A 14094-nucleotide genomic window follows, 5' to 3' on the forward strand; every position below is an offset into this window, starting at 1 on the left:
GTCAGCGCTTCGCACAGCTGAAAGGCGAAGCGTTAACCAGGGCTAATCAGGAGCGTACCGCTCAGCAAACTGAAGCGCTACAGGACGCTTATCGTCAGCGCTTCGCACAGCTGAAAGGCGAAGCGTTAACCAGGGCTAATCAGGAGCGCACCGCTCAGCAAACTGAAGCGCTGCAGGATGCTTATCGCACTTCAGCCAAAAAATTCAACGACGAAAAAGGCCAGGCCCTGCTCGAGGGCAACCTTAAACGCACACAAATACAAAGCGATGCTCTCAATGCTGCAAAATCTGAGCATGAAGCAAACCAGCATCAGGTCGATGCCGCTCAGTACCGCACTATGGTCAATGCGCAAGTCGCTGAAAGCAGCCATGAAGAGTTTGTGCAGCAGACAGACGCCAATACTGCTGATATCAATACGCTGAACACAGGCCTGAAACAAGCCCAGGCAATGGGTAGTGATGCCCAGTCCCGGGCCAATGACGCTTATGCCAACACCGAAGCCAACCGTCAGGCATTACAGGCAACCAACCATCGCGTAGCGGATAATAGCGCGGCAATTGCTAATCACGAGCAGCGCATCGAGAAACTTGAGGCGTCGAATTCAGCGAACTTTGGCAAGCTGAAAAACCAGGTGGATGAGAACCGCCAGCGTGCATCGGCCGCCATTTCCGGCGTGGCGGCGATGGCGAACATTCCTCAGGTAATTCAGGGCCAGACCTTTAGCGTTGGCGCAGGGGTCGGCACAACCGACAGCGAAAGCGCGCTGGCCGTTGGCTTCTCGGCCCGGGCAGCAGAACACGTGGTGGTGAAAGCCTCGGTTTCTGACGACACGCAGCAGAACTTCGTGGTTGGCGGCGGCGTCAGCTACGGCTGGTAATATCAGTTTTGCCCGGGGGCGCTGCGCTTACCGGGCCCGCGCGTAGGCCGGGTCAGGCGTAGCCGCCACCCGGCATCTCAAGGTTTTATTGAGCGACATGGATTCGCTTTTTGATGTCTTTGAGAAACAGCGTGATGGTAAAGGTCATCATCACCAGCAGCGTCCACGATCCCCATTTGCCGACGTGCACCGTCGCCCAGGCTCCCAGCTGATTGGGATAGCGCCAGACGCCAAAGAAAGTGCCCATATTTTCCGCCAGCCAGATGAAAAAACCGATTAGCGCAAAAGCCACCAACAGCGGCATTTTGTATGGTCTGTCGTAAGGAGTGAAAATCACCGTTGAGCGGGCATACATGCCTAAAGCTACCGCCGCGATATACCCCCGGTAGTCACCGAAAAAATGATGAGTGAAAAAGTTGGCATAGAGCGCAAGTGAAAGCAAAACCGCATGCAGAATTGGCGGATGATGGAGGATTTTCAGGTCAAACAGCCGCCAGCACTGAATGATGTAGCTACCCACCGCTGCATACATAAACCCACTGAACAGCGGCACGCCGCCGATTTTGCTCCAGCCCGCTTCCGGATAGTGCCAGGAACCAATCGCCGATGACGTTTTAAATAGCTCCAGCGCAAAGCCCAGCACGTGAAACAGGGTGATGGCTTTGATTTCATCCAGGCTTTCAAGGCGGGTGAAAAACATCGTGAGCTGAATGGCGAGCGCAATCAGCAGCAGCAGATCGTAGCGAGACAGGCCCAGAAGTCCGCTGCGGGGCACGCAGAAAATTGCCAGGAAAAAGAGTCCGGCAAACAGGCAGGCGCGAAGCTCCTTTACGCCAAACCAGATAAACTCCAGCCCGGCCTTCTTAACACCGCGTAGCGCCGTTTCAGGCGGGTGAATCAAAAACAGATCGAGACGACTGAGCACTTCCCTTACTCCCGGTCCAGTATGGAAAGTGCTCATTGTGCCACAGGCGCGAAATAAGGATAGCGGGCAGCCAGACGGCTGCCCAAAAACGGATTAGCCAAGCACCTCTTTCAGCACCGGGCCAATCGCCTCAAACGCCTGCGGGGAGATGATATCCACGTGGGCACAGTCCTGGCGATACACATCCAGTTCGTTCACCCAGGGTGCCCACGCGCGATGCGGATCCTGACCCGGCGTCAGCGTGCGTTCGGCAACGAACAGCGTTGCCCTTCCGTCAAACTTCACGCTGTGGGCGGTGGTCAGCAGGCGCACCGCATCAGCATAGTTGCCTTCAATAGCGGTAAACAGCTCACCGGACGCCTGACCTTGCTGTGCGGCAAGGAAGGCCTCGCGCTCGCGGTTAATCTCTGCCAGCACTTCCGGATCCAGACCGTTGGCTTCCTTTTCCGACCAGTTCTGCGTTTCCGGCGGCCAGGTGTCCAGCAGCCCGAGGAAAGCGACCGCTTCACCACGCTGGCGGAGCCGGGCAGCAATACCCTGCGCCAGCGTGCCGCCGAGCGAGTAACCAAACAGGTAATACGGGCCGTGAGGCTGCTGTGTAAGCAGCGTTTGCAGATGGTTTTCACAGAGTTCATCCAGCGTCGTCACGTGGGCCATAGGGCCATCCGGGCGCGGCGACTGGATGCCCGTTATCGACCAGCGCAGGCTCAGCCAGCGGGCCAGTACGCTAAACTGCCACGCGAAGCCCGAGGCCGGATGGAAGCACCACAGGCGTGGCCCGTCGCTTTCGCGCAGAGGCAAAATCGCTTCATAACCTAAGCGTTGCGCTTGTGCGTCGTCCACAGACTCCAGCAACTCGCTGAGCTTGCCCACCGTGGAAGCCACCATCACCTGTCCCGGTGTCACCTGGCGGGCAAAGGTGCGGCTCAGCTGCGCCGCAAGGCGCATCGCCAGCAGCGAATGGCCACCGAGGGCGAAGAAATCAGCGTCCACATCATTAATCTCGCAGCCGAGCAGCACGCTGAATGCCTCAGCAACAGCAATTTCCACGGCGCTTTCCACCGCACGACCCGGCGCTTTTTGCGCCAGCTCCGGCAGCGGTAGTGCTTTGCGGTCAAGCTTGCCGTTGGCGCTTAGCGGAAGCGCTGAAAGTGAAATTAGCGTCACCGGCACCATATGCGGCGGCAGCTTGCCGCGCAGATTTTCGAGCAGCATGTCGCCGTCCAGCGGCAGCCCCGATTCCGACACCACGTAACCCACCAACTGACGCGCATCGCCGCCCACTGCTGCAGCCTGGTTCAGCACGCAGGCGTGCGCCACGGCCTGCGCCACTTCTGGCAGGGTCAGCATCATGCGTTCGATTTCGCCAAGCTCAATGCGCTGCCCGCGAATTTTTAGCTGATCGTCGCTGCGGCCTAAATACTCCACTGCGCCGAAATCCTGCCACCGGGCAACGTCGCCGGTGCGGTACATACGCTCGCCCGGGGCAAACGGATCGGCAATAAAGCGGCTGGCCGTGAGGTCCGGACGGCCCATATAGCCCTGCGCCAGCTGGACGCCGGTGAGATAGAGATCGCCCGCCACACCAAACGGCACCGGGCGCATCTGCGCGTCCAGAATGCGCAGACCGGTGTTCCACACAGGGAAACCAATCGGCACGCTGTTGCCCTTCACCGCCGCCAGCTCCGGGCCAAAGGCCGGATACCAGCTGACGTCCACCGCCGCTTCCGTCGGCCCGTACAGGTTATGCAGAGGCGCACCAATGAGCTGTTCCCACTCCCGACACAGCGCGGCAGGCAGCGCTTCGCCGCTGCAGAACACCTGCTTCAGCGTGCGGCACGAGGCCACGCTCTCTTCGTTGAGCGAGGCGACAAACGCCGCCAGCATCGACGGCACAAAGTGCGTGGTGGTCACGCCGAAATCGGCGAAGAACTGCTGTAACGCCTGCGGATCGCGGTGCGCCTCCGGCTCGGCCATCACCAGCTTCGCACCGGTGATAAACGGCCACCAGAACTCCCACACCGAGACGTCAAAACTGCATGGCGTTTTTTGCGCCACCACGTCGCTGGCATTCAGCGGATAGTGGTCCTGCATCCACAGCAGGCGGTTGACGATCGCCGTCTGGCCGACCATCACGCCCTTCGGCCTGCCGGTTGAGCCCGACGTGAAGATGATATAGGCGGTGTGTTCGGAGCGCGAAAGTACGAGCGGAGAATCATCTCCCGTTGGCAACGGCGCGGTGTAGCACAGCGTGTCGATACCCGGGAAACGGCTTAGCTGATCGTCGGAGGTAATCAGCAGCGAGGGGCGGGCATCTTCCAGCATCATGTGCAGACGCTCGTCCGGATAGCCCGTATCCAGCGGCAGCCAGGCCGCGCCCGCTTCCACAATACCGTGCAGCGCGAGGGTTAAAAAAACCGAACGCGGTAATGCGACCGCAACGCTGTCGCCGGGTTTTACGCCACGCTCGCGCAGCACATTTGCCAGCGCCACAACCTGCTGGCGCATTTCGCGATAGGTAAACTGCATACGGGCATCTGCCAGCGCAATAGCATCCGGCGTTTTTGCGGCCTGGGCCGCCACCAGCGCACTAAGCGTGGTTTCCGGCAGCATCATGCCCGTGTCGTTAATCTGCTCCAGACGCTGATACTCCTCGTCTGACACCATCTCAACTTCGCCGCAGCGCAGTTCAGGATTTGCAGCAAACTGGTTCAGCATCACCAGCAGTCGGGCAATATGCTGTTGCAGTTCTGATTCGTCATAGCGCTGTTTATTAGCCAGCACTTCAATTGTCAGGCCGCCCTCCTCGTCCGGGAACAGCGCCAGCTCCAGATCGTTCACCGGACCCGTCGCCAGAGTGTGAGTGGTGGCATGCACGCCGTCGAGTTCGAGCTGATAATCAAACACTTTGACGTTGAACACCGGGCCAAACAGCGGCTCTTCACCTGCCGCCTTGCCGGCGTCACGAACAATTTGCTCCGCATCATAGCGCTGGTGACGGCGCATTTTTTTCAACTGCGCCCCCAGGCGATCCGCCAGCTCCGGTAAGGTCTCTTCCGGCCTGATGGTGACCGCCAGGGGCAATACATTCAGCACCGGCCCCGTTGCGGTCAGCGCGGCAGAGCCCATGCGGCGCATGAAAATGTAACCCGCCGCGTAGTCGTTGCGTCCGCACAGGCGTCCCAGCCAGAGCGCGGCCAGCGCCAGAGCCAGATCGGTACGCTGAGCGGTGTGTGTGGTCGCTAAACGGCTGAAGGCCTGTTTGTCCGCGGTGAGCTTAAGCCGCCAGATCTCCGTACTGGTCGCCCGGCCAGATAATGGCGCGGAGGAGAGCGAGGCTGGCGGAGGCAGCTGTTTGCGCTGTTCAGCCCAGAACGCGCCATCGCGCGTGCGCGCTTCGCTCTGCTGGTAACGCTGATATTCCTCCACAACGTCCGCGAAAGGCGTAAACGGCGAGGTGGGCGGCGTTTCTCCACGCAGCAATGCGGCATAAATCTGCACGATCTGGCGGGTAATGGCCGGGAAGCTGAAGCCATCCACCAGCAGATGATGATAGCGCTGATACCAGTACCAGCGATGGTCACCGACGCGGATGAGCTGATGGCATACCAGCGGGTTGCCGCTGTCGACGCGGGTGTTCTGCGCCAGGTCAGCCTGCATCACCGCCATTGCGGCAGCATGGGGGTCGGCCTGGTGGCGTAAATCCAGCACTGCGCTCGCATCGTGCGTCAGGCTGTCGTCCACCCATTGCCACAGCTCGCCGTTATCTTCACTAAAGCGCATTTTCAGCGTGTCGGCCTGCGCCAGCCCGAGGGCAATAGCCTCGGCAAACCGGGCAGCATCCATTTCGCCTTCAAGCTCAACGTAATGGGCAACGCTCCAGGCATTCGGCAGCGTGGAAAGCTGCTCCGCCATCCAGATCCCCGGCTGCGCGGCCACCAGCGGTAAACGTTCAGTCATGGCGAGCTCCGGCAAAATGGGCGGGGTTCAGAGTAGTCCAGCGAGCCGCCAGCCAGGCGTTGCAGGCCTCCGCGCTCTGGGGTTCACAGACAACATGCCAGCCTTCGGGCAACGCGCAGTGCTGCGGCCACAGGCTGTACTGCTGCTGCGCATTTTGCAGAATATAAAACTGCCCTTGCGCATCATCGAAAGGGTTACTGATTTGCATACCAAACTCCTGTCGTAAAGCGCGTTATGCCGGGAGCAGCGGCTGCCAGAGCGCAATCAGCCCTGCGGTTAAGCCGCCGCGCCAGCACAGCGCATCGTGTCCGCCGTCAACCTGACGCCAGAAAACCGGCTGCTGTGTACGTTGTAGTTGTTGGAAGAGGGCCTGATTGGCCTTAAAGATAACCGGCTCGCGACGCCCGGCTTCCAGCCAGATGCGCAGGCCGCGCGGCGACAATTCTCCGCGGGAAAGTTTTTCAGGGATTACGCCGCCGTGAGGCTCACCGCGCGTGGGCCACCAGTAGGAACCGGACTGACTGAGCACGCAGCCAAACTGCTGCGGAAAGCTCAGCCCGGCATACATCGCCGCCAGACCGCCAAAGCTCTGCCCGGCCACAAGACGACGTTCAGGATGTTCGCTGTGCGGTGCAATGCGCCGGATTTGCGGCAGCAGCTCTTCCTGCAACGCCAGCCAGAAATCCTGGTTACACGGCAGCTCGGCGCTGCGGTGTGCGGTATCGATGGCATCAATCAGGACGTAGACAGCGGGTGGAAGCCGCCCCTCCAGCGTAAGGCGGGCAAGCGGCGACCAGACCGGCATGCTTTCGGCCCAGAACTGGCCGTCGAGCAGCAGCGCCAGCGGACGTTCATCAGAGGACGCTTCGCCCGTGGTGTAAACCCAGACGCGGCGAATGTTACCCAGACGCTGGCTGCGCCACTGGATACAAACCGGCGGTGCATAAGAGACGTCAGGCAGATCCCAGCCTGGCTGAACGGGGGCTTCCGGCAAGGAGAGCGCCGACACGGCATGCCCTCGCCCACCGCGCCAGCTGTGTGCGTTTCGCGGATCGGCCACCGCGTTCGGCAACAGCTTACGCCAGCCCTCACGCAGCAGTTGACGATCGGGCGCTTCGCCGTTGAACAGCGCCGCCGCAAAGTCATCGGTACGATCGGTGGGGATAAAACAGTAGCTGCCGCGCCAGCTGACGGGGAGCCAGGTTTGCCACTGCCAGACGTCGGTGCCCGGTAGACGGGACAGCGTCTGCGGCACCGCGTTCTGGTGGTGATCCGTTACGCCGGTGATGTAGATCCACACCCGCTGAATGGCTGAATGACGCTCATCTCCCGCCGGATCTCGCCAGTAAAACGTGACGTGGCAGTTCTCTCCTTCCCGACGCCACTGAGGCCCCTCGATGCGCGCCCACCACTCTGCACTCCCTGCCACCGTTTCCGCCACGTTAACCCCGCGATATCTGTGGAATTATTTGTTACACGCCAAAATTTATTGATAATATTATTGATAACTATTTGCATTTGCAATAGCGTATTGGCGCGCGTTTTCGTTATGTTCACTTTCGTAACCTCTAAATAATTCGAGTTGCAGCCAACGCATCTGCAGCTCGAAGTATGACGAGGTTTTTATCCATACAGCAGGACGTTGACTCACAATGAATAACAAACTTAAGTCCCTGACCTTACTGGTCAATCTGGGCATTTACGGGGTGGCTTTACCGCTGCACGCTGAAGAGACCGCAAAGGCAAGCACAGCAGACGCAGAAGAAACGATGGTTGTGACCGCCGCACAGCAGAACCTGCAGGCGCCGGGCGTATCCACCATCACCGCGGATGAGATCCGCAAAAATCCTCCCGCTCGCGACGTGTCCGAAATTATTCGTACCATGCCGGGCGTGAACCTGACGGGGAACTCCACCAGCGGCCAGCGTGGCAACAACCGCCAGATTGATATTCGCGGTATGGGCCCGGAAAACACCCTGATTCTGGTCGACGGTAAACCTGTCACCAGCCGCAACTCCGTGCGTCTGGGCTGGCGCGGCGAGCGCGACACCCGCGGTGATACCGGCTGGGTACCGCCAGAGATGATCGAACGTATTGAAGTCATTCGTGGTCCAGCCGCGGCCCGCTACGGCAATGGCGCAGCAGGCGGCGTGGTGAACATCATCACCAAAAAATCCAGCAACGAGTGGCACGGCTCCTGGGACACTTACATGAACCTGCCGGAGCATAAAGACGAAGGCTCCACCAAGCGCACCAACTTCAGCCTGACCGGGCCGATGGGCGGCGACTTCAGCTTCCGCCTCTACGGCAACCTGGACAAAACGCAGGCCGACGCATGGGACATCAATCAGGGTCATCAGTCAGAGCGTACCGGCATCTACCAGAACACCCTGCCCGCCGGGCGCGAAGGAGTGGAAAACAAGGCCATCAACGGCCAGCTGCGCTGGGACTTTGCTCCCATGCAGTCCCTGGAGCTGGAAGCCGGCTACAACCGCCAGAATAACCTCTATGCAGGCGACACCCAGAACACCAACACCAATAACTTCGTGAAGGAAAACTACGGCAAAGAGACCAACCGTCTGTACCGTCAGAATTACGCCCTCACCTGGAACGGCGGCTGGGATAACGGCGTCACCACCAGCACCTGGGCGCAGTACGAGCACACCCGCAACTCGCGCAAAGGCGAAGGCCTGGCGGGTGGCACCGAAGGGATCTTTAACTCCAACAAGTTTGTTGATATCGATCTGTCCGACGTGCTGCTGCACAGTGAAATCAACCTGCCCGTCGATTTTGTCTTCAACCAGACGCTGACGCTCGGCACCGAGTGGAACCAGCAGAAGATGAAGGATATGGGGTCGAACACCCAGACCTTTATGGGCGGGCCAATTCCGGGCTTCAGCAGCACCAATCGCAGCCCGTACTCGCAGGCGGAGATCTTCTCGCTGTTTGCCGAAGACAACGTTGAAGTGACCGACTCCACCATGCTGACGCCAGCATTGCGCTTCGATCACCACAGCATCGTCGGCGACAACTGGAGTCCGTCCCTGAACCTGTCGCAGGGCCTGGGTGATGACTTCACCCTGAAGATGGGCATCGCGCGCGCCTATAAAGCGCCAAGCCTGTATCAGACCAACCCGAACTACATTCTCTACAGCAAAGGCCAGGGCTGCTACGCCAGCACCAGCGGCTGCTATCTGCAGGGGAATGATGACCTGAAGGCCGAAACCAGCATCAACAAAGAAGTGGGGCTGGAGTTTAAGCATGACGGCTGGCTGGCTGGCGCGACCTGGTTCCGCAACGACTACCGCAACAAGATTGAAGCCGGTTATTCGCCGGTATCCACCAACGGCGCTGGCACCGATCTTTATCAGTGGGAGAACGTGCCAAAAGCGGTGGTGGAAGGTCTGGAAGGGACGCTGAACGTGCCGGTGACCGAGACCGTCAACTGGACCAACAACATCACCTATATGCTGCAAAGTAAGAACAAGGAGACCGGCGACCGTCTGTCGATCATCCCGGAATACACGCTGAACTCGACCCTGAGCTGGCAGATTGTGCAGGACGTGTCCGTCCAGTCGACCTTCACCTGGTACGGCAAGCAGCAGCCGAAGAAGTACAACTACAAAGGGCAACCGGTGACGGGCAGCGAGCTGAACGAAGTCAGTCCGTACAGCATCGTTGGCCTGAGCGGCACCTGGGATGCCACCAAAAACGTCAGCTTCACGGCGGGGATCGACAACCTGTTCGACAAGCGCCACTGGCGTGCGGGTAACGCCCAGACCACCGGCGGCGCGACGGGCTATATGTATGGCGCGGGTGCAGAAACCTATAACGAGTCCGGCCGGACTTATTATATGAGCGTGAATACGCACTTCTGATCCTGAGTTTCCCCTCTCCCCAGCCCTCTCACGAAGGGAGAGGGAGAAACCCGTCCGCACCGAAAATTTCCCTCTCCCTTTGGGAGAGGGTCAGGGAGAGGGAGTTCCACAAAATGAAAACCCACCACAGCACCTTCCCGCTTGCCGCTCACCTCCTTCACCGAATCGATTTCGATTCGCAGACCTTTACCGACGCCGATCTGCTCTGGCTTCCCCATCACGCTAAACTTCAGGCTGCCGGACGCAAACGCAAAGCCGAACATCTCGCCGGACGGCTGGCGGCGCTTCATGCGTTGCAGGAGCACGGTAGTCGGCAGATTCCGGATATCGGCCCTCATCGCCAGCCCATGTGGCCGGATGGCTTTTACGGCAGCATCAGTCACTGCGGAACGACCGCGCTGGCGGTGGTATCGCGGGAGCCTGTCGGGGTCGATCTTGAAACCTGTTTTAGCGAGGCGATGTGTGAGGAACTGACCAACGGCATTATCACACCGGAAGAACAAAGGATGCTGCACGCCAGCGGCTTGCCGCATTCGCTGGCGCTAACGCTGGCCTTCAGCGCGAAGGAAAGCGCCTTCAAAGCCTTCTCTTTTATGACAACCGACCTGCCCGGATTTGCCTCAGCTCAGGTGGTTGCGCTTGATGCACAACACGTGACGCTGCAATTCTCTTCCACCTTTTCGCCCACCCTTGCCGGGCAGCGCTGCGATGTCAGCTGGCTTCAGCGCGGGCAGGAGATCGTCACGCTACTGGCGAAAGCTCTCCAGCCTGTGTAGCTGCTGGCCTGCCGCATCAAAATTCTCCGGCGCAAGCCAGCTTCGCAGCGCGGCATCCACCGCGGGCCATTCACCGTCGATGATTGACAGCCAGTCGCTGTCCCGGTTGCGGCCTTTGCGCACCATCCGCTGGCGAAAGCGTCCTTCAAAGGTAAAACCGATACGCTCGGCGGCCCGACGCGAGGCCACGTTCAGCGCATCGCATTTCCACTCCACGCGACGGTAGCCGCAGGCAAATGCCTCCTGCAACAGTAACCAGACCACTTCGGTACTTATCACGCTGCGCTTCATTCTTTGCGACCAGCTGACGTGGCCGATTTCTACCGTACCGTTGGCGCGCTCGATCGCCATCAGGCACACCACGCCCACCGCGCGTTCGCTGCGTGCATCAATCACCGCATACGGCACCAGCCCGCTGTCATCCACTTTGGCCTGGAGCCAGCTTTCGGTTGCTGCAATGGAGACTGGACGCACGCTGCCAAGCCAGGTCCAGTCTCGTTCATCTTCAGCCAGCGCAAATGCCTCGTATAAATCTGCGGCGTGCCGGGCCACGATGATGGGCTCAAGCCGACAGCTTCGGCCTGCCAGCATTTTCCGCTCAAGCTCCCTGGCACCGTGCCAGTCTGGCACGATATCGCCCACCCATTGTCCGTACTCGTTTAACTCCGCCACGATGTGCTCCCGCTCATATTGTTGAGGATGGTTATAGCATGCGCGCCGCCGGTTCGGCCAAATCCAGCCGGCAATCTGGCGGCCAGGGGCATTTTGTCTCCTATACTGACAAAAAGCCGCTACCGGATCTCGCTATGTCACTTCCCGACTTTCACGTCTCCGAACCGTTTACCCTTGGCATTGAGCTGGAACTGCAGGTGGTTAACCCGCCGGGTTACGATCTCAGCCAGGATTCCTCTGCGCTGATTGCGCAGACGCAGGGCGCGCTCGCCGCCGGGGAGATTAAGCACGACATCACCGAAAGCATGCTGGAAATCGCCACCGGGGTGTGCCACGACATCCATCAGGCCAGCAGCCAGCTTTCGGCGATTCGCCAGACGGTGCTCGAGGCCGCCTCGCGCCAGCACGTGCAGATTTGCGGCGGCGGGACGCATCCTTTTCAGAAGTGGCAGCGTCAGGAAGTGTGCGATAACGAACGCTACCTGCGCACGCTGGAACAGTTCGGCTACCTCATCAAGCAGGCAACGGTGTTCGGGCAGCACGTGCACGTTGGCTGCGCCAGCGGAGATGACGCGATTTACCTGCTACACGGGCTCTCGCGCTACGTTCCGCACCTGATTGCGCTCAGCGCCGCGTCCCCATATTTGCAGGGCGCAGACAGTAAATTTGCCACTTCACGTCTGAACGTCTTTTCCGCTTTCCCCGATATGGGCCCGATGCCGTGGGTGGCAAACTGGCAGGGTTTCGAAGGATTGTTTCGTCGGCTCAGCTATACCAGCATGATCGACAGCATTAAGGATCTGCACTGGGATATTCGCCCGAGCCCTCACTTTGGCACGGTGGAGGTCAGGGTGATGGACACGCCGCTGACCCTCGCGCACGCGGTGAATATTGCCGGGCTGATTCAGGCTACCGCCCGCTGGCTGCTGGAAACACGTCCGTTTAAGCATCAGGAGCAGGACTACCTGCTGTACAAATTTAACCGCTTCCAGGCCTGCCGCTATGGGCTTTCAGGCGTGCTGACGGACGTTCATAGCGGGGAGCAGCGTCCGATTGCCGAAGATATTCAGCGCCTGCTGGAAAAGGTAGAGCCCTGGGCCGACAAGGCCGGAGCGGGTAGCGCCATAGAGGCGCTGGAGCGGCAGGTGAAGCAGGGCTACAGCGAAGCCTATCGCATGCGCGAATTTATCTCATCCGGCGGCTCGCTGATTGCCCTTGTGGAAAAGCATTGTGAAATTTGGGCGGCTTAACCTGCGCGCCTTATACTATCTCATTCACACTTATGCATTTTATGCATAAGCTAAGCTGAATTTTGACTTTACCTGAATTCGCCCGCGGCGCTAACGTAGCGGGGCTTATAAAAAACACAACACCTCACTCTTTCAGGGATTGTCATGACCAAAAAAATTCTGCCTTTGCTGCTGCTGGCTGCGCTGTCAGCCGCGTCTCATGCCGCCACGCCGCCCAATACGCTGGTCGTCGCTCAGGGCCTGGACGATATCGTCAGTCTCGATCCTGCGGAAGCTAACGAACTCTCCAGCATCCAGACCGTGCCGAGCCTGTATCAGCGCCTGGTCCAACCCGATCGCGATAACCCGGCGAAAATCATGCCGATCCTGGCAGCCAGCTGGGAAGCCGACGCGGCAGCAAAGACCCTGACGATCAAGCTGAAGCCGGATGCTAAATTCGCCTCCGGGAACCCGCTGCGTCCGGAAGACGTGATCTTCTCCTGGTCCCGCGCAGTGAAGCTGAACAAATCCCCCGCCTTTATCCTTAACGTACTGGGCTGGGACGCAGGCAATATCGACGGCCAGTTAAAGAAAGTTGACGACCATACTTTGCAACTGCACTGGACGGCGGACGTCAGCCCGGCGGTGGCGCTGAACATTCTCTCCACGCCGATTGCCTCCATCGTTGATGAGAAGCTGGTGGCGGCGAACGTGAAAGTCGGTGACTTTGGCAACGCCTGGCTGAAGATGCACTCGGCAGGCAGCGGCGCGTGGAAAATGCGCGTCTATCAGCCACATCAGGCAATCGTGCTGGATGCCAACGATACCTCACCAACCGGTGCGCCGAAGCTGAAAAACATCATCATCAAGAACGTGCCCGATCCGGCCTCGCGTCGGCTGCTGATCCAGCAGGGCGACGCGGATGTCGCCCGCGACCTGGGCGCCGATCAGATTAGCGCCCTGCAGGATAAGCCTGGGATAAAAGTGCTGAGCATCCCCTCTGCGGAACAAAATTACCTGGCGTTTAACACCGGCAACAGCGCTAATCCGCTGCTGAATAACCCGGCGCTTTGGGAAGCCGCGCGCTGGCTTGTGGACTATGAAGGGATCACCAAAGATTTGCTGAAAGGCCAGTACTTCGTGCATCAGAGCTTCCTGCCAATCGGCTTCCCGGGGGCGCTGGAGAACAATCCGTATAAATTCGATCCGGCGAAGGCCAAAGCCATCCTCGCGAAAGCGGGCATCAAAGACGCGCACTTTACTCTGGATGTGGAAAACAAGCCGCCGTTTATCACCCTTGCCCAGTCAATGCAGGCAAGCTTTGCGCAGGGCGGCGTGAAAATCGATCTTCTTCCTGCCGCAGGCAGTCAGGTCTACGCCCGCGTGCGTGCCAAACAGCATCAGGCCGCTATTCGCCTGTGGATCCCTGACTACTTCGATGCCCACTCCAACGCCAGCGCCTTCGCGTGGAACGACGGTAAGTCCAGCACCGTCGCGGGGCTGAACGGCTGGAAAATTCCTGAACTCAATCAGCAAACCCTGGCCGCCGTTGCCGAGCCTGACCCGGCCAAGCGGCTTGGGCTGTACACAAAAATGCAGGAAGAACTGCAGCAGAGCTCCCCTTACGTCTTTGTTGACCAGGGCAAAACCCAGATAGTGATCCGCGACAACGTCAAGGGCTATCAACAGGGCCTGAACGCCGATATGGTCTGGTATGACCGCGTAACCAAATAGCCGCCGCCCTTCCCCCTCTTCGGTGCGGAGAGGGGCTTTTGC

General features: G+C 59.4%; 10 protein-coding genes. 5 read left to right on the forward strand and 5 right to left on the reverse strand.

What is annotated here, in order from left to right:
* Window positions 1-878: YadA-like family protein (locus tag RTU33_RS00415; protein ID WP_312624554.1), on the forward strand; the 878-nt coding region annotated here is incomplete at its 5' end.
* 85 nt (window positions 879-963) lie between these two features.
* On the opposite strand, the gene RTU33_RS00420 is transcribed toward RTU33_RS00415, so the two are convergent.
* The 4 genes from RTU33_RS00420 to fes all read right to left on the reverse strand — a co-directional run bounded on the left by RTU33_RS00420 (window position 964) and on the right by fes (window position 7204).
* Window positions 964-1785, reverse strand: coding sequence for a DUF817 domain-containing protein (locus RTU33_RS00420; protein ID WP_409438214.1), 822 nt, complete (start codon window positions 1783-1785; stop codon window positions 964-966).
* 111 nt (window positions 1786-1896) lie between these two features.
* Window positions 1897-5763 (reverse strand): enterobactin non-ribosomal peptide synthetase EntF, encoded by a 3867-nt coding sequence (gene entF, locus RTU33_RS00425; RefSeq protein ID WP_312624556.1) that lies wholly within the window; start codon window positions 5761-5763, stop codon window positions 1897-1899.
* Window positions 5756-5971 (reverse strand): MbtH family NRPS accessory protein, encoded by a 216-nt coding sequence (locus RTU33_RS00430; RefSeq protein WP_312624558.1) that lies wholly within the window; start codon window positions 5969-5971, stop codon window positions 5756-5758. Before RTU33_RS00430 ends, entF begins: the two co-directional genes overlap by 8 nt.
* 24 nt (window positions 5972-5995) lie before the next feature.
* On the reverse strand, window positions 5996-7204 hold the full coding sequence (gene fes, locus RTU33_RS00435) for an enterochelin esterase (RefSeq protein ID WP_312624560.1): 1209 nt from the start codon (window positions 7202-7204) through the stop codon (window positions 5996-5998).
* Between the two features lie 211 nt (window positions 7205-7415).
* Between fes and RTU33_RS00440 the strand changes: the two genes are divergently transcribed.
* Complete coding sequence (locus RTU33_RS00440) at window positions 7416-9641, forward strand: TonB-dependent siderophore receptor (RefSeq protein WP_312624562.1); 2226 nt, start codon at window positions 7416-7418, stop codon at window positions 9639-9641.
* A 113-nt stretch (window positions 9642-9754) separates the two neighbouring features.
* Window positions 9755-10417, forward strand: a complete 663-nt coding sequence (entD, locus tag RTU33_RS00445) for an enterobactin synthase subunit EntD (protein WP_312624563.1) — start codon at window positions 9755-9757, stop codon at window positions 10415-10417.
* On the opposite strand, the gene RTU33_RS00450 is transcribed toward entD, so the two are convergent.
* Window positions 10388-11089, reverse strand: a complete 702-nt coding sequence (locus RTU33_RS00450; protein WP_312624564.1) for a GNAT family protein — start codon at window positions 11087-11089, stop codon at window positions 10388-10390. The two genes, entD and RTU33_RS00450, sit on opposite strands and share 30 nt — an antisense overlap.
* 134 nt (window positions 11090-11223) lie before the next feature.
* Here RTU33_RS00450 and RTU33_RS00455 point away from each other — a divergent pair, with 134 nt between their 5' ends.
* Together RTU33_RS00455 and RTU33_RS00460 are read left to right on the forward strand one after the other, a co-directional pair.
* Window positions 11224-12339, forward strand: a complete 1116-nt coding sequence (locus tag RTU33_RS00455) for a YbdK family carboxylate-amine ligase (RefSeq protein ID WP_312624904.1) — start codon at window positions 11224-11226, stop codon at window positions 12337-12339.
* Between the two features lie 144 nt (window positions 12340-12483).
* Window positions 12484-14052, forward strand: a complete 1569-nt coding sequence (locus RTU33_RS00460) for an ABC transporter substrate-binding protein (protein WP_312624566.1) — start codon at window positions 12484-12486, stop codon at window positions 14050-14052.
* The last annotated feature ends 42 nt before the right edge of the window (window positions 14053-14094 follow it).

The sequence above is a fragment of the Scandinavium sp. genome, from assembly GCF_032012665.1.
In the GTDB taxonomy this organism is placed as follows: domain Bacteria; phylum Pseudomonadota; class Gammaproteobacteria; order Enterobacterales; family Enterobacteriaceae; genus Scandinavium.